General features: G+C 35.5%; 15 protein-coding genes. All 15 read left to right on the top strand.

The window, feature by feature from the left end:
- Positions 1-410: 410 nt before the first annotated feature.
- The 15 genes from B2745_RS05205 (at position 411) to B2745_RS05135 (ending at position 21943) form a co-directional block, all read left to right on the top strand.
- Positions 411-3686: a SusC/RagA family TonB-linked outer membrane protein gene (locus tag B2745_RS05205; protein WP_304064216.1), complete on the top strand. Its 3276-nt coding sequence runs from the start codon at positions 411-413 to the stop codon at positions 3684-3686.
- Positions 3687-3705: 19 nt separating this feature from the next.
- Positions 3706-5151, top strand: a complete 1446-nt coding sequence (locus tag B2745_RS05200; RefSeq protein WP_304064215.1) for a RagB/SusD family nutrient uptake outer membrane protein — start codon at positions 3706-3708, stop codon at positions 5149-5151.
- 33 nt (positions 5152-5184) lie between these two features.
- Entirely contained in the window at positions 5185-5685 is a 501-nt protein-coding gene (locus B2745_RS05195; protein ID WP_304064214.1) for a hypothetical protein, read from the top strand.
- A gap of 379 nt (positions 5686-6064) precedes the next feature.
- The gene (locus tag B2745_RS05190; protein WP_304064213.1) at positions 6065-8962 is read left to right on the top strand and encodes a glycoside hydrolase family 2 protein; all 2898 of its coding nucleotides are present in this window, start codon (positions 6065-6067) and stop codon (positions 8960-8962) included.
- Complete coding sequence (locus B2745_RS05185; protein WP_304064212.1) at positions 8959-10206, top strand: hypothetical protein; 1248 nt, start codon at positions 8959-8961, stop codon at positions 10204-10206. Before B2745_RS05190 ends, B2745_RS05185 begins: the two co-directional genes overlap by 4 nt.
- Positions 10187-10447: a hypothetical protein gene (locus B2745_RS05180; protein ID WP_304064211.1), complete on the top strand. Its 261-nt coding sequence runs from the start codon at positions 10187-10189 to the stop codon at positions 10445-10447. Before B2745_RS05185 ends, B2745_RS05180 begins: the two co-directional genes overlap by 20 nt.
- Before the next feature lie 419 nt (positions 10448-10866).
- A complete protein-coding gene (locus B2745_RS05175; protein ID WP_304064210.1) occupies positions 10867-11679 on the top strand; it encodes a hypothetical protein in 813 nt (270 codons plus the stop codon).
- 368 nt (positions 11680-12047) lie between these two features.
- Positions 12048-12341 (top strand): PH domain-containing protein, encoded by a 294-nt coding sequence (locus B2745_RS05170; RefSeq protein ID WP_304064209.1) that lies wholly within the window; start codon positions 12048-12050, stop codon positions 12339-12341.
- Positions 12342-12463: 122 nt separating this feature from the next.
- Positions 12464-12763 (top strand): hypothetical protein, encoded by a 300-nt coding sequence (locus B2745_RS05165; RefSeq protein WP_304064208.1) that lies wholly within the window; start codon positions 12464-12466, stop codon positions 12761-12763.
- Between the two features lie 254 nt (positions 12764-13017).
- Entirely contained in the window at positions 13018-13545 is a 528-nt protein-coding gene (locus tag B2745_RS05160; RefSeq protein WP_304064207.1) for a hypothetical protein, read from the top strand.
- A 333-nt stretch (positions 13546-13878) separates the two neighbouring features.
- Positions 13879-14763, top strand: a complete 885-nt coding sequence (locus tag B2745_RS05155) for an ROK family protein (protein WP_304064206.1) — start codon at positions 13879-13881, stop codon at positions 14761-14763.
- Between the two features lie 3 nt (positions 14764-14766).
- Positions 14767-16707 carry a sialate O-acetylesterase gene (locus tag B2745_RS05150; RefSeq protein ID WP_304064205.1) on the top strand — a complete coding sequence of 647 codons (1941 nt, stop codon included), beginning with the start codon at positions 14767-14769 and terminating at the stop codon, positions 16705-16707.
- A gap of 6 nt (positions 16708-16713) precedes the next feature.
- Positions 16714-18513: a hypothetical protein gene (locus B2745_RS05145; protein ID WP_304064204.1), complete on the top strand. Its 1800-nt coding sequence runs from the start codon at positions 16714-16716 to the stop codon at positions 18511-18513.
- Between the two features lie 20 nt (positions 18514-18533).
- The gene (locus B2745_RS05140) at positions 18534-20474 is read left to right on the top strand and encodes a hypothetical protein (RefSeq protein WP_304064203.1); all 1941 of its coding nucleotides are present in this window, start codon (positions 18534-18536) and stop codon (positions 20472-20474) included.
- A 2-nt stretch (positions 20475-20476) separates the two neighbouring features.
- Positions 20477-21943 (top strand): sialate O-acetylesterase, encoded by a 1467-nt coding sequence (locus B2745_RS05135; protein WP_304064202.1) that lies wholly within the window; start codon positions 20477-20479, stop codon positions 21941-21943.
- The last annotated feature ends 54 nt before the right edge of the window (positions 21944-21997 follow it).

Below are 21997 nucleotides of genomic sequence, written 5' to 3'. Positions count from 1 at the left end.
TTTATTAATTAAGGTTTAAAAATTATGTTCGAATAAATTTTGATTTTTATTCGTTGGTTAATTCAAAAGTATCTCAATTACTTTTTTTACTTATGTATACAGGTATTAGAGTTATGTACAGGATTCTCTTTTTGTCTTTACTAGCAATTTTTTTCTTTTCAGAAATTATGCTCATAAAATCAATGTCATCTTATAAAACCTACTTTTCAATAGGGAAATGAAGGTTTTTTACCTTTTCTATACTGCTGTACAGAATATAGATACTGTGGTATATAAGCGCTGTGTCTTAATCTGTTACTATTGTACAATCAAAATACTTTAAAAAAGAAGCTTTCGTAATGTTACTTTTTTAGTTGGAAATTTCTGATAAAGTAGATTGCTAACCAAACCTTATAACCTAAATAAAATACATGAAAAAACAATTAAACAGGGGGAAATCTCTTCACGTAATTAGAGATTTTAAAACTTTACCGCGTATGGTAAAATGCTTTTTTACTGCTTCTCTTTTAATTCTGGTTTCTTTTGCTGCGCAATCACAGTCTAAAGTTACCGGAACAGTAAAAGATGAATTGGGCGAACCACTTATAGGCGTAAGTGTGCAAATCCAGAACACTACATCTGGTACAACAACCAATGTGAACGGGCAGTTTAGTATAGATGTAGCTGCTAACAACCAAACATTGGTATTTTCTTATCTGGGATACACTACCCAGGAAGTTGCGATAAATAATCGTACCGTAGTAGATATCATTTTAAAGCCCAATGATAAATCTTTAGACGAGGTAGTGGTAATTGGATACGGAACTATCAAAAAAAGAGATGTTTCTACCTCTACCGTAACTATTTCTGCTAATGATTTAAAAGACCAGCCAGTGGCAGGCTTTGACCAGGCTATTGCAGGGAAGGCTGCCGGGGTTAGGGTATCGGCAGGTAATGCAGCTCCCGGGGCAGGCCAAAGCGTTATTATCCGTGGTATGGGTTCTATCAGTGCCAGTTCTGCACCTCTTTATGTAATAGATGGAATGCCTTTGCCAGATTCTTATGATAAGAATGAAAATCCGTTAAATGCCATTAACCCAAGTGATATAGAATCTATCCAGATATTAAAAGATGCATCTTCTTCTGCTATATATGGGGCCAGGGCATCTAACGGGGTTGTATTAATTACTACAAAACGTGGAAAAAGCGGAAAGCCAACTATTTCATTTAACGCAAACCAGGGTATTCAGGGAATCATCAATAATATAGAAGTTTTAGACAGATCAGAATTTCTTCAGTTTATAAGTGATTCCAGGTCTCAGGCTTATGTTATACAAGATCCTTTTTTATGGGATGACAAAAAACGATCTTATACCTGGGATACTCCTGATGCGCAAAGACTTGCCAATTTAAAAGCGCTTAACAGAGAAGGAATTAACAGCGACCCCAGAATTGAGCGCTGGTTTGTTTTAAGTGATAATATTAAAAATAATATGAATGATGTTAACTGGATGGATGAGATTACCCAGTTAGGCCGCGTTCAGGATTATCAGTTATCTGCTTCCGGAGGAAACGAAGGTACTACCTATAGAATATCAGGGAATTATTTTGATCAAAAAGGTTTAGTTAAAGCATCTGGCTATAAACGATACGGAGCAAGAGGGGTAGTTGATATAAAGCTAAATGATAATATTAAAGTAGGGTTAAACCTGGCACCTTCTTATGAAATATTTGACAAACTAGATAAAATGGAAGGTAACGATGGGCCAAACGGATTTTTTGGTACCGCTTTGGCTATGCCTCCAATTTTTGCACCTTTTGATGCAGCGGGCAAACCAGCATATTTGGGTAGCGTGGTAAACGGACCTTATGATTTTGATTTAGGTGGGCAAATTAATCCTTACAGCTTATTAGCTATTACCACAAACGGATACAATTTCAGAAATATAGGGTCAGTATATGGCGATGTTAAATTCCTGAAAGATTTTAATTTTAGAAGCGAGCTGAATACAGAAATTAGAAATCGTACGGGTGAATATTTTTCTCCAACTACGGTACCTACAACAAGTACCCCAAATTCGAGGTCTGTTGGTGTTTCAGAAGCACAAAATAGGATTTATCTAAACACACAAAACATTCTTTCTTATGTAAAACAACTTAAACAGCATGCTATTACAGCGGTAGTAGGGTTTCAGGCAGAAAAAACTACCTATAAAGACACTTATCTTAAAAAGCTTGATTTCTTTGTGGATGATATTACAGCCTTAGCAAACTCAAGCACTATAGATAATCCTTTAAATGATGTAAGAACAAATCCCAGGACATCAACCATGCTAGGTGTATTTACAAGATTATTATACAATTTTAACAGCAGATATTATTTAACTGCAAGTTTTAGAAGAGATGGATCTTCTAAATTTGGGCCAGATAATAAATACGGTAACTTTCCTTCTTTTTCTGCAGCCTGGAGAATTTCTGATGAACCTTTTATGAAAGGGATAAAAAAGGTAGTATCAGATTGGAAGATCAGAAGCGGCTGGGGTAAAGTAGGTAATAGCAGTATAGCAGATTACCTGGCACTAAACCGCTTGGCAACATCAGACTATACTTTTGGCGGTACAACAGCATCCTATTATATCGGTACTAATGATGTAGGCATTCCATACACCCAGCTAGGTTGGGAATCAACAGAAGATTTCAACATCGCTACGGATGTTACTTTATTAAACGGAAGAGTTGATTTTACATACGAATATTTCAATCGTAAAACAACAGATATGCTTTACAACGTTGCCCTGGTAGGTGCTACAGGCTTTAGCAGCCAAACACGTAATATTTCTGCTATGAGGAATAGAGGGATGGAATTTACCGTTAACAGCAAAAACCTGATAGGAACATTCAAATGGAATACTAATTTTAATATCTCTTATGTAAGAAATAAAGTTCTGGATTTGGGGCCACAAAAAAATCCATTAATAGGAACTGATACCCGTTCAGAAGAAGGCAAGCCATTATCTAACATTTTCGGATTTAGTTACTTACATCCATATCGTGATTGGGAAGAGGTAAAAACAACACCTATCATATACGGTGCAACTGTTATCACAAGAAGTGTACCCGGCGATGGCAGGTATGCAGATGTTAATATGGATGGTATAATAGATGTAAATGATTATACCGTTATAGGTAACCCACAGCCAGATTTTGTGTTTGGGATGAATAATGCTTTTGCTTACAAAAGATTTGATATGAACGTACAATTAAGTGGCGTTGTAGGTGGCGATATCAATCTGCGTTCATTCAGAAGAAACGTTTTTGGTGGAAACAGCGGTACTAATAATGTACCGCAATTTTTCTTTGATAATTACTGGAGACCTGATCGTCCGGATGCCAAGTATGAAGCTCCTAACAGAAAATCATATACAAAACAATTTACCACATCATCTCAAAACATTGAGAAAGGAACATTTCTAAATATTAATAACGTAACCTTGGGTTATACCATACCAACAAAAGTATTATCCAGATACAAGATTAGTAATTGCCGGCTTTACTTAAGCGTTCAAAATGCCTTTATGTTTACAGGATATCATGGTTTTAACCCAGAAGCTAACGTTGCTGGTATTGACGCCCGTACACAAGGTACAGATGAGACAAGTTATCCTTTGGCCCGTACGGCCAGTTTTGGTTTAAATTTAAGTTTCTAACCATCAAATCAGAATAATCATGAAAATTTTTAAAAATATAATAACCTTATTAACAGTATTTCTGTTTACAGCCTGTTCAAAAGATTTTTTAAACCGAGTACCAGAAGATCAATTATCTTCCGAAGCATATTATCAAAACCTTCCACAACTAGAAAAAGGTATCATAGGGTGTTACGTTCCGCTACAAAATTTTTATAACGGAGGTAATGTTGCCTGGACATTGGGATTAATTTCAGATGAATTTTCGCCCTGGAAAAACCAGTCTAATGTTGCAGTAGCATTTAATATTGATGCATTTACAAAAAATCTTACTTTTTCCCAGGCTGGTATCTGGAGCAATGCTTACGTAAATATTCAGCGTTGTAACAGGATGATACAGGTAATTGAAGCCGGAGATTTTACCGTGATACACGGAGAAGAGGCATTATTAAAATCTTATCTTGGCGAAGCAAAATTTATAAGAGCTTTAAACTATTTTATATTGGTACAACTTTATGGTGATGTACCCATGGTAACAAAAGCTTATGAAGACCCTAATGAAGCTGTGGGGATAGGACGCACTCCTGTAAGCAAAATTTATTCTGATATCATCATCCCTGACTTTAAATTTGCAGGAGAAAATTGCAGGTTAAGAAATCAATTAGCAGCTAATCAGCTAGGACGCATAACTTCAGGTGCGGGTTATACCATGTTAGGGAAAGTTTATTTAACCCTAAAAAATTATCCGGAAGCAGAAAGCGCATTAAAAAAAGTAATAGATTCACAACAGTATATTCTTTTGCCTCAACTGGCCTCCATCTTCGATGTCAAAAATGAAAATAACCAGGAATCTATTTTTGAAATTCAATATGATGAAACTCTTGAAGACGGCAGTACCTACCAAAGATGGGTGGGGTATGAAGCAGCACCATTAGTAGGCACACAAGGCAGTAATGAATCTATTTGGGTTTCTGATAAATTAATAGCACAATATAAAGCTACTAATGACCTAGTACGTTTAAATACCTGGATAGTAGAAAGTGTTATTAACCCGGCCAACAATCTTCCAATAAAAGACCCGTTTCCAAAAAAGTTAATCACATTAAATACGGGCTTATTAAACCAGAATAATAATTTTATTGTTACCCGCTATGCAGATGTTGTATTAATGTATGCAGAAGCTTTGGTGATGCAGTCTCCTGCAAGAGCATCAGAAATTATTAATGAATTTAATAAGATCAGGACCAGAGCCTCTATGCCAATTTTAACAGCGGCTCAACTTACTCAAAGTGTAATTTTAAACGAAAGAAAAATGGAGCTTGCTTTTGAGGGGCACCGTTGGTTTGATTTATTACGTACCGGTACAGCAATTACGGTAATGGGTGCAGAACTAAATAAAATAATACCTGCTACACAGCTGCTTTTTCCTGTTCCAACTGGTGAAATCCAGAAAGACCCATCGTTAATACAAAATGTTGGTTATTAAATACATGGTTTTACTTTTTTAAAACATATTAAAATGAAAAAATTTAGAAATATATATTACCTGTTAACGCTGGTATTAGTAGTAGTGTTGGCATCTTGTCAAAAAGAAAATGTGGAGTCTGCAAATGTTAATGAAATAAGTTTCTTTCATCCTAACAAAATAAATGCAGATTCTTTGGTAACAGAAGCAGCTGTTAATAAAGTATTAACTGTAAAAGTAAATACCAATGCAGATATGTGCACCCTGTGGCCGGCCGGTAATAGACTAACAGTTAAAAGTACTGTTACACCAACTGCTGACTCTATAGATGTTTATGGTAATGTTGTACTGGTAAGAAGTGATGATTTTAAAGACTACGGACTTTTGTTTGCAAAAGGATTTTTAATGACAGGAACTAAAACAACCGGTTATTCATTTAAATATACGTACACAAAACCCGGAACTTATAAAATGGTAATTGTAGCAACAGTACATGGTAATTTTACCGATGGGTATAAGAATAACATTGTAGAAAAGACTATTGTGGTAAAATAAATGATTAAATAAAAGAGACTGTCTTAAAAAAAGTATGATTGTGCTATCACTAAAATTACTTTTAAGCAAAATAGTTTACTGATGGTAACAACTAGTTCAAAAAACTTTAGCTTATTTTTAGACAGTTTCCTTATTTTAATAAAGAAACAATTTTGAATTAAATTTTAGGAATTAAGGTCTTTATAATGCGTTTAGCTATATGAAGTTCTGATAAACCCGATTTCAACACTCTTGTATACTAAATTGATACTACAGTATACAAACAAGAAAACTAGATAAGGTATTATTGCACACAATTTATATCCTAAAGATTGTTTATAAACTTAACACCATATTTTTTATTTGTTGAAAAACCGGTATAAGTTATATTATATATTTTATGAATCATTACAGTAGAAAAAGGATGCTTTGGAGTGGTATTAAAAAAACCGCTTTAACAGGTTTGTTAATTTTGGGTGCTACACAATTAAACGCTCAGCAATACAAACTTAATTATGGTTTATCTCAACCTCAAGACCCTGCTACCTTGCCAAAATCTAAGGCTGCGGTAGTGATGCCTGTTAAGAAAGCTAAAGTAGAAGCTAAAACCATATTAAAGCCTTTGGCTAATGATGAATTACAAATAACTGGCGGTTGGGAGATGATTCAGGCTTCTGCTGTACAAGCCTCTGGCGAATATATTTCTACCCCAGCCCTAAATACCAAAAACTGGTACAATGCAACAGTACCGGGTACCGTATTAACCACTTTGGTAGATCAAGGTGTTTATCCAGATCCATATTTTGGTTTAAACAATATGGTTATTCCGGAAGATTTATGCCGACAAAACTGGTGGTATCGTACAACGTTTAAAACACCGGCTTTAAATGATAAAAAGCAGCTTTGGTTGGTATTTAACGGTATTAATTACCAAGCTGATATTTGGATGAACGGCCATTTACTAGGTAAAATGAGCGGTGCTTTTAAAGCAGCTACTTATGATGTAAGTAAACACTTAAACCCATCAGGAGAGAATGTGGTAGCTGTGCGTATTATTCCTCCACAAAATCCGGGTATACCGCATGAAGAATCTGCAACAGCAGGCAGAGGGCCAAATGGAGGATTACTGGCTGTAGATGGTCCTACTTTTATCTCTTCAGAAGGTTGGGATTGGGTACCTGGTATCCGCGATAGAAATATTGGTATTTGGCAAGATGTAAGGTTAAAACTAAGCGGCCCTGTGGTGATAGAATATCCACAAGTAATTACGGATTTACCTTTGCCAGATACCAGCAGAGCAGCTATAACTGTAAAAACAGAACTTCATAATACCAACAAAACAGCTCAAAAAGTTACCTTAACAGGTAAAATAGAAAATATCACTTTCTCCAAAACGGTTGATTTAGCAGCTGGTGAACGTAAAATAGTAAGCTTCTTGCCAGCAGAATTTGCCCAGTTAAACCTGAAAAATCCTCGTCTTTGGTGGCCAAACGGTTATGGTAAGCAAGCATTATATCAGTTAACGTTAAATGCTCAAGTTAATGGGTTGAGTACCGATGATAAAACAACACGCTTTGGTATCAGAGAGTTAACTTATGATATGACGGTTGATTTTCCTCAAGAAAAAAATAAACGGGTTGAACTAAACCCGATAACGGCTCTAAAAGATGGAAAAGCCCTTTTTGATAATGCCAATAGAAGAGAAGTAGCCAATGGCGTTACCATTCCAAGTTTACTACCTGGCATTAACCCGGCTGTATTCCAGAATAGTAAAGAAACTTCTACAGCACCATTTTTGGTGATTAAAGTAAACGGACAAAAAATATATTGCAAAGGCGGTAACTGGGGTATGGATGATGCCATGAAACGTGTATCCAGAACACAGCTTGAGCCTTATTTTAGATTGCATAAAGACGCTAATTTCACCATGATAAGAAACTGGACTGGCGAAAGCACAGAAGAGGTTTTTTATGAATTATGTGATGAATATGGCATGTTAGTTTGGAACGATTTCTGGCTTTCTACAGAAGGATATAATCTGGAAGTTAATGATGAACATCTTTTTGTAGAAAATGCCAGAGACGTAGTAAAACGTTTCAGAAACCATCCTTCTATTGCTATTTGGTGCCCTCGTAACGAAGGTTATGCCTTACCAAAGTTAGATGTTGAATTGGCTACCTTAATTGCTAAAGAAGATGGAACTCGCCATTATCATGGTAACTCCAGATTAATGAATTTAAGAGCCAGTGGTCCGTGGGATTACGAAAAAGATCCTACAGTATATTTTACCAAAATTGCTGACGGTTTTAGTACCGAGTTGGGTACACCATCTGTACCAACAGCAGCATCTATGCGTAAAATGATGGCTAAAGAAGATGTTTGGCCTATTAGTGATGCTTGGTATTACCATGATTTACACTTCGGGCAAAATGATTACCGCAGAGCGATAGATTCTTTATATGGCCCTGCAAAAGATCTTGAAGATTTCTGTAAAAAAGCTCAAATGATAAATTACGATAGCCACAGAGCTATGTTTGAGTCTTGGAATAGCAAATTATGGCAAAATACCAGTGGTTTATTATTGTGGATGACACATCCGGCTTGGCCAAGTACCGTTTGGCAAGTTTACTCTTGGGATTTTGAAACTTTTAGTTCTTACTTTGCTTCCCAAAAAGCTTGCGAGCCTGTTCACGTTCAAATGAATTTACATAACGATGAAGTGGTAGTAGTAAATACATCATTAAACGCTTACAAAGATGCCAAACTTCATTTAAATGTATATGATTTAGATGGTAAGCAAATCCATCAGCAAAAAGCTACTATACAAGTGCTTCAAAATCAATTAAATAAAGGTTTTAAAGCGCAACTACCAACAAATTTGCCAGCCAATTATCTGGTAAGGTTAAAGCTTACTGATAGAAATGGAAAAATCCTTTCTGATAACGATTACTGGAAAAATAACGGTAAAGAGGCTAATTTCTTAGCTTTTAATAAACTGGCAAACGTAAAGTTAGATGTTAAGATAAACGAAAAGAAAACTACCGAAACGGTTAAAACTTATTTTACAGTAAGCAATCCATCTGCTACTCCTGCTATTGCGGTAAAGCTTAATTTAAAATCATGCGCCAGTAAAGAGATTATTTTACCAGCCTATTTCTCTGACGGATATTTTAACCTTTTACCCGGCGAAAGCAGGAAAATAATGGTAGACTATCCAATACAAAACGGTGAGGTAGAAATTGCTGTGGATGGTTATAATATCGATTCATCTAAAAACATCAAAATAGCTGCTAAATGATTCATCATAAAATAAGGAAATTGGTAATTCTTACAATTGCCAGTTTCTTTTGTATCAGTGTAAACGCACAAGAAGCACCAAAAAAGCTTAAAGAAGAGCTTGCTATACTTAAAATCATAGATAAGCATAAAATAAGTAAAGGAGTTACTATCCCTCAAGATATAAAATCTCGTTTAGGTGCTACCCATGTGGGCGGTAAGTATTTCTTAACGCAAGAACCCTATTTAGTAGAAGGCGCAAAGCAATTGCATCAACTAGGTTTTGGAGTATGTAAACTGTGGTTTTATAAAAATCCATCGGGTTATCAGTATAATTCTAATTGGAATTTAGCGCCTAATATCAGTTTAAAGCAATTGGCACAACACCCTTATTATCAACAAGCTTTTGATGTTCCTTTTACTACGTTTATGCTGAGTACAGGTGGTTCTGGTATCAAAAGTATGGTAAATGTAAGTGATAGCGGTTTGGTGAAAGAGCAGCAAGAGTATTATGAGCTAACTAAATATTTACTGGAGAAATATCAGGATAGGGAGGTTACTTTTATCCTTAAAAATTGGGAAGGCGATTGGATTTTACGCGGCGGTGTTGGTCGTGATGCGCAATGGGGAAGAGTAGAACCTCCTGCTGATGTGGCAGAAAGATTTACCAGCATGATGAAGGCTTTTAAAGCCCGCCAAGATGGGGTAAGCCAAGCCAGAACCGAAGTGCAAAACACCAAATGTAAAGTTTACCATTCTATAGAGGTGAATAAAGTGATAGATGCTATGTATGGCGTTCCTACACTTACCAATAATGTTTTACCACATGTAGAGGTTGATATGGTTTCATGGTCTGCCTATGATGCTACAGATTTTGATAAAAAAGGAATTGATTTATACCGTGGCATTGCATACCTCAGAAGTAAAATAAAACCTACTGCTTATGTAAAAAAGCCAATTGTTTATATAGGTGAGATAGGCATCCCAGAAATGGCAACTAAAAACCTACCAACCGAGTTTGAAGAGCGTTGGGATAATTATTTAGCCGTTTGTTTAGCACAAGACATTCCTTATGTAGTGATATGGGAATTGTATTGTAACGAAACTGCCAAAGATGTGAAAATAGAGCAGCCAAACTTTACCAACAAAGAAACAGATTTAAATGGGTTTTGGCTATTGAAGCCCGATGGTAAACCAGGCTACGCCATGCAATATTTTGATAAGGTTTTAAAAACGCAGGTAAGCCATGGAAATAAAGTTAAATAAAACCTCATGGTTTAAAATAGGTGTCGCTTTATTAGCCTGCTATGTAGCTTTTTCATCTTATGATTATTTTATAGACCATAAAGGGACTTATTACGAGGGAATTACCAAAATAATGCTCTTGGTTTTGTTACTTACTTTTTTAATAAATATACCAAAGCTTATCAAACTATGTATTTATGGCTTTGTAGCATTTTTTTCTGTTGCAGGCTTTTTAATAAGAATTTTTAGCGGCTTAATGTAATGAACAACAAAAGAATATGGACCATCATCATCGGCATCGTTACGGTTCTTTTTTTATTGATATTGATAGAATACTTTATGGTACATAAAAATTTAAACCAAAATAAATCAGGCATTGAAAGAGGGGGAATAAAACCATGATGATGATCATCTGCTTATGTGTGATCTTTTTTCAAATAGCTGTTATAGTGGGTTTTTATAATGTGAATAGGGTAAAGAAAAATAGCTTTTATTTTTTTATATCCATATTCTTTTTAACAGGTGCTATAACGGGTTTGAATAACTTTTTTAAAAACGTATTGTATGATAAAATTGCCCTTGCTTCATGTTTAACTGTTTTATATCTGCTAAGTATTTATGTTCTTAAGCAAGTAACAAAGCATATTCATAATGTATAGATAACTCTTAAAATATATCAATATGAAAACATTACAATTTTTAACTTACCTATTTTTAATCAGCTTAAGTTTAATAGCTTGTAAAGGCGATGAAGAAACGCCTGTAAAGGTAACACCAACTCCACCAACAAGCAGCCAACCTACTGTAACTTGGATTGATAACATGAGCGATGGTTTTGCAAACGGTTGGAATCAGGATATATCTGGTGGTGGTAAATGGCAGTTTGATGCTGTAGAGAAACTCAATTGGTCTATCATCAATAATCCCAGCAACCAGGCTACAGGTAGGGCAGAAGTATCAAGAAGATTAACAACTTTTACCAATACTGATAAATTGGTAACCGTTAAAGGGAAATTTAAAATGGCGCTTACCGCCGAGGATAATAAGCCTAATGAAGGTGGTTGGGTTATCCAAACCATGGCTTGGGGCTATAGAGATCCTAATGATTCTATCGTGTATAAACCTTTAGTTGTTGCTCGTATTTTGGCAGATAAGGTAGATTACTTGGTTTATGATTATATCTGGGATGCGCCTAATAAAACATACCGACCAAAAACTGGTTTCCCGGTTTCAAGAATCGTGAGAAATGCTATCACTGCAGGTCAAACTTTCGAGTTAGCTTTAACCATCAACTTCAGTAAAAATAGTACAGGTTATGTAAAAGCAAATTTAAACGGTGTAGACATTCCCGCAGCTAATTATGTTGGGGCAACCTATCCTTCTATTTTTCCTCAAGCTAATATACAATGGAAAGGTGGTACTTATTCTTCTTACCAAGGCGAGCATTATTCTAAAATTGGCGTTTATTATTTAGCAACAGATCAACCGCAGTAAACTTACTTAAACACACTATATGAATCATCTACTAAATATTTTAATAGCTATTCACTGCATGATAGTGGCTTTTTTTGCTGTAAGAGCATCAGCTAAAGAAGCTATACATTATAGATTTTATTGGTTACTCATCGTCATATTCGTACCCTTTTTAGGGTATGGATATTACTATTATGTAAGCAGGCGTAGTCTAAAAGTTTAAAAGAAAAATCATTAAAAAACATTTACTTATGCCATTAAACTCCATAAAATTTAAAAGCCAAAAGAGTTATTTTATTACATTCTTAGTGTTCCTACCTCTAATAGGAATAGCATTTATACTTATTTTTACAACTTGGAAGCTTCCCTTGTATATTTTACCCATGCTGATGTTTACTAACATCATCCGTATAGTACGTCTTTGTAGGTGTCATTATATCATTTCAAACCAAAAAGATTTAATTATAAACTTTGGGCCTAACCGTAAAACTATTCCTATAAAGAGTATTACATCAATAACAGAAGTAAACAGGCTTAGCCTTTACAGTTGGTTTGTGAGTTGGAGTAATGATACATCTGGTTTATTAATTTTTTATCATAAAAGCTCTAAAGTGGTTATCTCCCCTGAAAATAGAGAAGAATTTAAAGCTTTGTTAGAAGGGTTAAGGAAGGATATAGCTTAAGCTAATAAATAGCAAATCATAATTGATACTCTGATATATAATATACAATAACAGTACATCATACATAGTTCTCTCTTAGCTTATTATTGTAAAATAAACCAATTGACCTAACCTATAAACTTATGAAAAAAACAGTTATACTATTACTTATTTGCTTAGCTTTTAAACCCTCTTTTGCCCAACTAGAAAAAGGAAATTGGCTGGTTGGGGGGAGTGGGAGTTTTTCTTCTTCGAAATATAAGGGCATTCCTGTAGATTTTACTCAAACTAATATCGATATTTCTACTACTCTAGGATATTTTGTACTAAACAAATTTGTAACAGGTCTATCAGGAGGTTATAGCTATGTTAAAGCAGATTATTATGGTCATCCCAATTACATAATTCATCATATAATACTTATAACATTGGACCTTTTTTAAGATATTATTTTCTGCCAATACAGCAAAGAGCAAATGTATTTGCACAAACAGAATATAATTTAGGCTTTTCTGATGATAAATTATATCGCAAAGCATTAAGTTTTAAAGCAGGACCTGTACTTTATATCAACAACAATATAGGTATAGAATTCAATTTAGGATACTCTATTATAAAGAATGAGGATTCTGTAAGAAAAATCTATGCTTTCCAAACAGGAATAGGTTTTCAAATACATCTTAAAAAATAAAACAGTATGAAATTATTTGTTTGTAGCATAATACTCTTTTTATTTTCTAATAATATCTCATTTAGCCAAATTAACAAAGGGAATTGGTTAATTGGAGGTAGTATAGATTTTACATCCCAAAATACCCATTTTGAAGTATTTAGTAGGACCTCAACAATAATTAATTCAAAAGCTGATATAGGATATTTTCTTATAGACCAGCTTGCACTTGGAGTAAAACCTGGTTTTTATCTTTATAAAGATTACTCACAATTAAATATAAAATATTTTGATTTAGGTGTTTTTTCAAGATATTATTTTTTAAAATCAAATTCTCTTTATAACATCATTATACAGCCTGAATATTTCATGTCATTCGGTGACGGAGGGGCAACAAAAAATACTTACTCTTTATTGGCAGGTCCTGTAATTTATTTCAATGAGCGCATTGGATTAGAATTTAATATAGGTTACTCAATTCAGAATGTAAAAGGTATTAGTACAAAAATTCACGCTTTACAGTCAGGAATAGGCCTGCAAATACACTTAAACTAAATTCCACTTAAATTATATTATAAAAAAATTATGCTATTTAAATTATGGCTAGTTATCCGCTCTATAAATACGCTAATTACCCCTTCTATTAACTTTTTGAGACTCATGTACACCCTATAGAAACTACAGTACATAATAGGTAAGTGTTTAATCGCTTATTATTGTAAAATAAACCAATTGACTAAAATTATGGGGCTGTCTTAAATCATCATTTTATGTCAGGCTGTGCGGAGTTGAAGCCACTTTTTTTGAGTATATCAAAAAACATTTCGATTCCTCTCCATTTGACAGATGCAATTTTTTTAAGACAGTTTCATAACCGAGAAATAACAAATGAGCAATATAGTATTAGGTGCAGATATAGGCGGTTCACACATTACAACAGCCTTAATTAATTTAGAAACGCAAGAGCTAGTAGCCCAAACCTTATGCAGAGAAAGGGTTAACCCTCATGGCAGTCCAGAAGAAATTGTTGATGCTTGGGTGGCCTGTATACAAGATACCATAGCTAAACATACCACAGCCATCCATTATTGCGGTCTTGCTATGCCTGGCCCTTTTGATTATGAAGCAGGTATCAGTAAAATTAAAGGCCTATCTAAATTTGATGCCCTTTATGGTTTAAACATCAAGGAAATGTTGGCAGAAAGGCTTCATTGTAACAGTGCTAACATTCGGATGATGAATGATGCAGGTTGCTTTCTACAAGGCGAAGTTTTCTCTGGTGCTGCAAAAGGTTATCAGCATGTTATAGGCTTAACCTTAGGTACAGGTTTAGGTACCGCCCGTTATCACGAAGGTGCGGCTGATGATGCCAACCTATGGTGTTTCCCTTTTAAAGATAGCATCGCCGAAGAGCATATTTCTACCCGTTTTTGTGTTAACCGTTATCAGCAGCTAACAGGCAATGCTATTAAAGATGTAAAAGCATTAGCAGAAATTTATGAGCAAGACCCTGCTGCACAGCAAGTTTTTAAAGAATTTGGTTCAAATCTAGGGCAGTTTTTGGTCGAGTGTATTAAAATAGACCACCCACAAGTTGTTATTATAGGAGGAAACATAGCCAACGCTTTCCCTTATTTTAAAAGTGAAGTAGAGCAAGCTCTTATCCATCATGATATGCTTTTACCTATTTATTTATCACAGCTAAAAGAAGAAGCAGCTCTAATTGGTGCAGCAAGTTTGTGGGCGGCACAAGAAATTATTCAGGATAATTAAAGCATGAAAAAGTTTTTATTAAGCTTCATCAATTGTTTTTTCTTTTTTTTGGCTTTCGCCGATGTTAAACTACCCGCTTTAGTAAGCAAGGGCATGGTTTTACAAAGAGATAAACCTATCCATATTTGGGGATGGGCCAATGCAGGCGAAAAAATTACCCTCACCTTTAAGGGTAAAACCTACCAAACAGAAGGCCAAGCAGATGGAAGGTTTTCCTTAACATTACCTGCTATGGAGGCTGGCGGACCTTATCAAATGCAGCTAAAAGCTAAAAATACCATCCTTATTGATGATATTTTAATAGGTGATGTTTGGATATGCTCTGGACAATCTAACATGGAGTTTGAAATGTTTAAAGCCCAAACGCTTTATGCTAAAGAAATTGCAGCGGCCAATTATCCGCAAATAAGACAGTTTGAAGTGGTAAAAAAGTTTTCTTTCACTACAGCTCTTCAAGATGTTACAGCAACCGAAGGCTGGCAAGAAGCCAATCCGCAAAATGTGCTCAATTTTACAGCTGCCGGATATTTCTTTGCCTTAGAATTGTATCAAAAATATAAAGTACCCATAGGTTTAATCAATGCTACTTGGGGCGGTACACCTGCAGAGGCTTGGCTAAGCGAGGAAGGTTTACAAAACTTCCCTCATTTTACAACAACGGTAAATCAGTTTAAATCAGCCCAATACCTGCAAGAAGTAAAAAATAAAGACCAAGAAGCAACCGCCCAATGGTTTAAAAACATCAAAGAACAAGATAAAGGGCAATTAGCCAATGGCTTAAACTGGGCAAGTGCACAAACCCATACTCAAGATTGGCCTAGCACCAAATTACCTGCTTTTTGGACGGAAGAGATCTTTAAAAATGTAAATGCAGGTGTGGTTTGGTATCAAAGAGATATTGAAATTCCAGCTGCTTTAGCAGGTAAAAAAGCTTTACTTTATTTAGGTAATATCTATAACCAAGATTCTACCTGGATAAACGGCATTTTAGTAGGAAATACGCAAGACAAACATAAGCCTCGTGTTTATGAGCTGGCAGAAAATATCCTTAAACCGGGTAAAAACAGCATTTTTGTAAGGGCTTTGGCTGTAGCAGCGCCACCAGGTTTTGTAAAAGATAAGCCTTATAAAATAGAAATAGAAGGCGAAACTATTGATTTAACTGGCACATGGAAATACCAATTAGGTGTTGCCGCAAAGCCAGCACCAGCAACTACCAATTTGGCTTATATGCCTGCGGTTTTATATAAAGGAATGATTGCACCACTAACGCCATACCCTATAAAAGGTGCAATTTGGTATCAAGGGGAGGCTAATAGTGCCCGAGGGAAAGAATATCAGCAACTTTTTCCTGCTTTAATTAATGATTGGCGTAAGCAATGGAAACAAGCAGATTTTCCTTTTTTATACGTTCAGTTACCCAATTATTTAGCGGTTAAGCCTCAGCCTTCGGCTAGCAACTGGGCAGAGCTTAGAGAGGCACAGCTCTTTACCTTATCATTACCTAAAACCGGGATGGCGGTAACTTATGATATTGGCGAGTGGAATGATATCCATCCTCAAAATAAAAAAGATGTAGGTCTAAGATTAGCCCTAGCAGCACAAAAAATAGCTTATCAAGAGAAAATTGTCCACTCGGGCCCCATCTATCAAAAGATGAAGAAAAAAGGCGATAAGCTTATTTTATATTTCACCCATACAGGCAGCGGCTTAATCTCTAAAGATGGTAAAGCTTTAAGATATTTCGCTATCAGTGCTGATGCTCAAAATTTTGTATGGGCAAATGCTGTCATTAAAAATAACAGGGTAGAAGTTTCTCATCCAAATATTAAAAATCCTGTTGCTGTACGTTACGCTTGGGCTGATAATCCTGAAGGAGCAAATCTTTATAATAAAGAAGGTTTGCCAGCCTCGCCATTTAGAACCGATAAACCTCTTAATTAAGCCAGCATGTTTACAAAATTTAGAATCTTTTGCATAGCATTCATCCTTTGCGTTACCCAAACATGGGCGCAAAAAAATAGCATTCCCTATTGGAATAAAAACACACAATTATTGCCTTGGCGCTTTGTGCCTAGCATCACCAATATTACTTATGAAGATTTAGATAAAGACGGTGATCCTGATATTTTAAGAGCTTTATTAAATGGCGAAATCCCAATCCTATGGATTGATGATAACGACAACATGAAATATGGCGATAAAGAAGGCGATACCGTAGACGATTGCTTACTGATAGATAAAAACAAAGATGGCAAATTTGCTGGTCCGCATGATTTTAGCCTAGATTGGGCCGATGAAGACAAAAACGGCAAAGCCGATATTCAATTGATTGTAAGTAATGCTGGCACCAAAGTGCGTAACTATTTTGATTGGGGGGCAGATTTTATGTATGTCTTAGATGATGATCAAGACAATATTATGCACTATGTAGATTGGAACAAAATAGCTATGCAAGCTTGGGAGCATAACGGCCACGCCAATTTCTTTTACGATTATAGCGGCAATTCTACCTTTCTTAAAATGCATGGTTCTAGCTTTAGGATAGATGATTTACGCTACAACTGGGAAAATCCGTTTATTTTTTATGATGAGGATGGAGATAAACTTACCGAAATGGCTATACGCTTGGTAGATACGCCTCATTTTAGAGATACCTCAGCAACAAAAAATACCCAAAACGGCTTTGATAAAGTCCCTCAAGATATTGATATCATCTTTACTAAAAGGATAGATTATGCTGCCATCACCTGGGATTTGGACAATGATAACGGCCCCGGTAACGAGTTTGATTTTGATATGAGTATGCTTTTTAAAGGAAAAGGTTTCAGCTATCAAGATCAAGGGCATCATTTCAAAAGTTTAAAAGCTTTGCCAGAGGCTAACAAGTTTTTTGACGATAGCAGATGGAGAAGTATCGATACTTTATTTTACCCAGATAGAGATACAGCCTACGCCATGACTTATAAACAAGGCGATTGGCAAGAATGTCGTATAGTTTTTGATGAAGATGATGATTGTAACCGTTGGGAGCGGGTAGAGTTTTATGACCCTAAAGATATTTTTACCATAGGGGTAGAAAAAGGTGGTTTAGACCATAATAAACAAGCTGATGCTTTAGGCGACCGTGGCGAGTTTGATATGGATAATTCTGGTAAAGGTAAATTATATATAGGTGCTTTTGATGGTAGAATACATTTGTACGGTGCCGAGTGGGGCGCTTGGCGTATAGACCAAACCGCATACTCTTTCCAAGGTTTTGGTGGCCAGTATGATAGATGGGGGAGAGATCGTTTGCAAAGACCGCAAGATAAATTTGCAACCGTAAAGTACACAGATACCGATAAAAATGGTTTTATAGACCAGCTAGAATATGATTTAGATGGCGATAAAGTTTTTGAAGATAAAATATCCCTTCTTGCTTTAGGTATTGATGATAAACAAGCCCTCATCAACACAGCAGAAACTTCTTACCAAGATTTTAAAGCTATTTTTAATACTGTTGCGGAGAATATGTGGTTAAAAGCCCAAAAAGCTGTAGAAAAAGCTAAGAAATTTAATATCAATACTTTCCACTATGCTTTTTATTTACAGCCCCATTCTTTACATGAAAAGTATGATTTTGGTTATTGGCTAAATTTCTATCTGTATCAAGATATGCGCTATGAGGCAAAAGTTAAGAAGGATAAAAAATTACTCCAAAGCATAGATAAAGCTTATTATGCTGGCAATTGGGATTTATTAAACTAAATTTAATTTATCAAGGAACCATGTTAACTCGAAATATAAAAATCTTATTTGCCTGCTTTGTTATAGCTTTTACAAGTTTTGCTACAACACTTAGTGCACAAATAACGGCTTTACAAGTACAAGAAAGTTTTCAAAAAACTGGTTTAAATAATCAGCATAATCGTTTATTTTTTAATAAGCAAGATATAGAAATGGTAAAAGCTTTATATCAACAACAAGACCCCATTGTGAAAATTGCTTATGCCGCTCTAGAAGAAAAAGCACTGGAAGTATTAAAAGAACCTGTTCAAACTTATGCTTTAGATGCCGCTAAACTAAGAATACCATCTATCCATAATTTTGCAACGCAATTGCCAAGTTTAGTGATGATGTACCAATTTACAGGTAATAAAGCTTACGCTGATAGAGCTTGGGCACAGCTAGAAAAATTTATTGATTACCCAGAATGGGGCGCTAATCGTCATTTTTTAGATGCCGGAATAGGTGGTTTTAACTTCGCTTTAGCTTATGATGGCTTACACGATTATTTATCGGCCGAGCAAAAATCAAAATTAAAAGCAGCAGTTATGAAGCATGTATTGATGCCTGCCAAAATTCAAATGGAGAAAAGAATTTGGTGGCATACTGCACATCATAATTGGAATGGGATCTGTAACGGAGGCATCATCATGGCAGCTTTAGCCATGTTTGAGGATGATCCTCAGCTCATGAGTTATATTACCGCTTTGGCTGCCAATGCTTTACCTTATTATATCAATTCCTTTGAACCCGATGGACAAAGCGAAGAGGGTTTAATGTATTGGAGCTATGGTTTAATGTACACCACCATAGCGCTTGAAAGTATGCAAAGGGTGTTGGGTACTACTTATGCTTTAGATGAAGCTCCCGGTTTTAAAAAAACCGGATGGTTTCCACTTTATGTATCAGGGCCGGTAACCAGTTTAAGCATCGGCGATGACCCTTTGAAAAATAAAAGAAGTACCACGTTTTTTTGGTTCGCAAAGCGCTATCAGGATAAGGCTTTAGCCAAACTACAGTATGATTTATGTTTAGAGAATAAACAAGTTACCTGGATGGATATGATTTATTACCAACCAGATATGGTTAACGGTCCATCGCCTTTAGCTGTCTTACCAACAGATAATTATATCCGCGGAATAGAGTTGATGTCTTTAAGGGAAAACTGGGAAGCTAAGGGTTTATATGTAGCTATGCATGGCGGTAAAAATGACGCTAATCATGGGCATTTAGATGCTGGAACTTTTGATATTCAAGGCTTGGGTGAAGTTTGGGCTTATGGAGATTTAGGTAGAGATAATTATACTTTTCCGGGATATTTTAGCAAAACTACCCTGCCAGATTATCTAGACATGCCTAGCCAACCCAAAGAAGCCGGAAGATGGCATTTTTATCGCTTAAGAGCAGAAGGGAAAAACTGCTTGGTTTTTAATCCTGATCATCGTCCAGATCAAAATCCTAAAGGTGAAGCTACTTTATTGAAACATCAAACCAATGCAGAAAGAGGTTTTTATACTTTAAATTTAAGTGATTGTTATAGCAGAGATGTAGAAAGCTATCACCGTGGAATCAAATTAGACAGACATCAGCAGGTCATCACCATTAGAGATGAATTTAAAGCTCGCTCATCATCAAACCTATGGTGGAGCATGCATACCAAAGCTAAAATAAAGCTATCAAAAGATGGTAAAACAGCTATTTTAAGTATCGGGGAAAAGAAAATGTATGCTCACATTAATGGGCCATCAAATGCTAAATTTGAGGTTTTGCCAGCTACTTACTTACCTGTTCATAGTTTTCCATTAACACAAAATTCTGTAAATGAGGGTTTCCAAAAGCTAGCTATCCGTATCGCAGGTATTCAGGAAGGGGCTATTCAGGTAGATTTTTCTCCTCGCAAAGCTCATAGCCAAACTCAAAGTCAATCTCTAAACCAATGGTAAATATGAAATTTAAAATGCTTTATAGCCTTCTGTTTTTTGTACTGCAAACACAGGTTTATTCTCAAGAACAAACTTTTAAGCTAGCAACTGCTATACAAAGTAATATGGTGGTGCAACAAAATAAAGGTTTTAAAATTTGGGGATTAGCAAAAGCAAATGAGCCAATTAGTGCACAAGCGAGTTGGGATGGTAAAACAGTGAGTACAACAGCAAGTTCTTCGGGCGAATGGTTACTACAATTAGCAGTTCCAAAAGCTAAACCAGGAGATTTTAAAGCTCATCATATCATCATTAAACATGCAAAAGGAGAAATCAAATTAGACAATATTTTGATAGGGGAAGTATGGCTTTGCAGTGGGCAATCTAATATGGAAATGACGATGCTACCTGCACCACCTTGGCATAAAGGCGTGATGGATTACGAGACAGAAATTCCTGAAGCTCATTATTCAAAAATTAGGCTTTTTAAAGTTAAAAGAGATACCAGTAGCACTAAAACTATTTTTGTTGATGCGAAATGGCAGGTGTGTGGTCCAGAAACGGTAGGCGCTTTTAGTGGTGTAGCTTATTATTTTGGTGTTGATGTTTTTGAGAAACTAAATATTCCGGTGGGTTTAGTGCTTTCTGCTTACGGAGGTGCTTCTTGTCAGGCTTTTACAGCCAGAGAAGTTTTAGAAGCTGATGCTCAACTGAAAAAGAAATATTTAGACAAATACCTAACACAGCCAGATAGTGTTATCCTGACAAATAAGCCATCTTTGATGTATAATAAAATGATTTATCCTTTGATAAACTTATCTATAAAAGGTATTTTGTGGTATCAGGGCGAATCTAATTCTTGGGATAGAGCAATGTATACAAAATTATGTACGGCTATGCTTCAAGGTTGGCGTTCTGATTTTAAACAGGGCGATTTACCCTTCTATTTTGTACAGATGACACCTTTTAATTGGAATAAAAAGAGCTATCCTTTAAATGAATATGCTTTTTTTAGAGAAGCACAAGAAGCTATGTTAAAAGTAAAAAATACAGGTATGGCCATTACCATGGATGTAGGTGAACCAGATGATATTCATCCGAGAAGAAAAAAAGAAGTTGGGCAACGTTTGGCTAAAATAGCACTTCATAAAACCTATGGTTTTAAGGATGTGCAATATCAAGGACCTCAATATCAAAGCCACAAAATTAAAGACAATAAAATTGTCGTTTCTTTTACTAAAGAAAGTATTTCTAAAGGTTTAATAACTAAAAATGGCTTTAGTCCGAATCATTTTTCAATAGCCGGCGAAGATAAACAGTTTTACCCGGCAGAAGCTCGTATACAAGGAGATAAAGTTGTTGTTTTTGCAACCGAGGTTAAACATCCAGTAGCATTACGTTATGCTTTTCACAATTATCCGGTAACTAATTTTCAAAATAAAAGTAATTTACCTGCTGTACCTTTTCGTACAGATAACTGGGATAAATAATAGTAAGTTATTTCAAATTAAACTACATACATGACATCACCAACATCAAAAAGT

The sequence above is a fragment of the Pedobacter glucosidilyticus genome (assembly GCF_002483235.1).
In the GTDB taxonomy this organism is placed as follows: domain Bacteria; phylum Bacteroidota; class Bacteroidia; order Sphingobacteriales; family Sphingobacteriaceae; genus Pseudopedobacter; species Pseudopedobacter glucosidilyticum_B.
The sequence above is the reverse complement of the archived record's forward strand: the minus strand, read 5'-3'. Positions and strand labels throughout refer to the sequence as shown.

Coding starts and splice junctions, on each gene's coding strand:
- B2745_RS05140 (WP_304064203.1), top strand. CDS start 18,534: ATGTTAACTCGAAATATAAAAATCTTATTTGCCTGCTTTGTTATAGCT.
- B2745_RS05175 (WP_304064210.1), top strand. CDS start 10,867: ATGAAAACATTACAATTTTTAACTTACCTATTTTTAATCAGCTTAAGT.
- B2745_RS05160 (WP_304064207.1), top strand. CDS start 13,018: ATGAAATTATTTGTTTGTAGCATAATACTCTTTTTATTTTCTAATAAT.
- B2745_RS05135 (WP_304064202.1), top strand. CDS start 20,477: ATGAAATTTAAAATGCTTTATAGCCTTCTGTTTTTTGTACTGCAAACA.
- B2745_RS05165 (WP_304064208.1), top strand. CDS start 12,464: ATGAAAAAAACAGTTATACTATTACTTATTTGCTTAGCTTTTAAACCC.
- B2745_RS05190 (WP_304064213.1), top strand. CDS start 6,065: ATGAATCATTACAGTAGAAAAAGGATGCTTTGGAGTGGTATTAAAAAA.
- B2745_RS05195 (WP_304064214.1), top strand. CDS start 5,185: ATGAAAAAATTTAGAAATATATATTACCTGTTAACGCTGGTATTAGTA.
- B2745_RS05180 (WP_304064211.1), top strand. CDS start 10,187: ATGGAAATAAAGTTAAATAAAACCTCATGGTTTAAAATAGGTGTCGCT.
- B2745_RS05205 (WP_304064216.1), top strand. CDS start 411: ATGAAAAAACAATTAAACAGGGGGAAATCTCTTCACGTAATTAGAGAT.
- B2745_RS05150 (WP_304064205.1), top strand. CDS start 14,767: ATGAAAAAGTTTTTATTAAGCTTCATCAATTGTTTTTTCTTTTTTTTG.
- B2745_RS05200 (WP_304064215.1), top strand. CDS start 3,706: ATGAAAATTTTTAAAAATATAATAACCTTATTAACAGTATTTCTGTTT.
- B2745_RS05185 (WP_304064212.1), top strand. CDS start 8,959: ATGATTCATCATAAAATAAGGAAATTGGTAATTCTTACAATTGCCAGT.
- B2745_RS05155 (WP_304064206.1), top strand. CDS start 13,879: ATGAGCAATATAGTATTAGGTGCAGATATAGGCGGTTCACACATTACA.
- B2745_RS05145 (WP_304064204.1), top strand. CDS start 16,714: ATGTTTACAAAATTTAGAATCTTTTGCATAGCATTCATCCTTTGCGTT.
- B2745_RS05170 (WP_304064209.1), top strand. CDS start 12,048: ATGTTTACTAACATCATCCGTATAGTACGTCTTTGTAGGTGTCATTAT.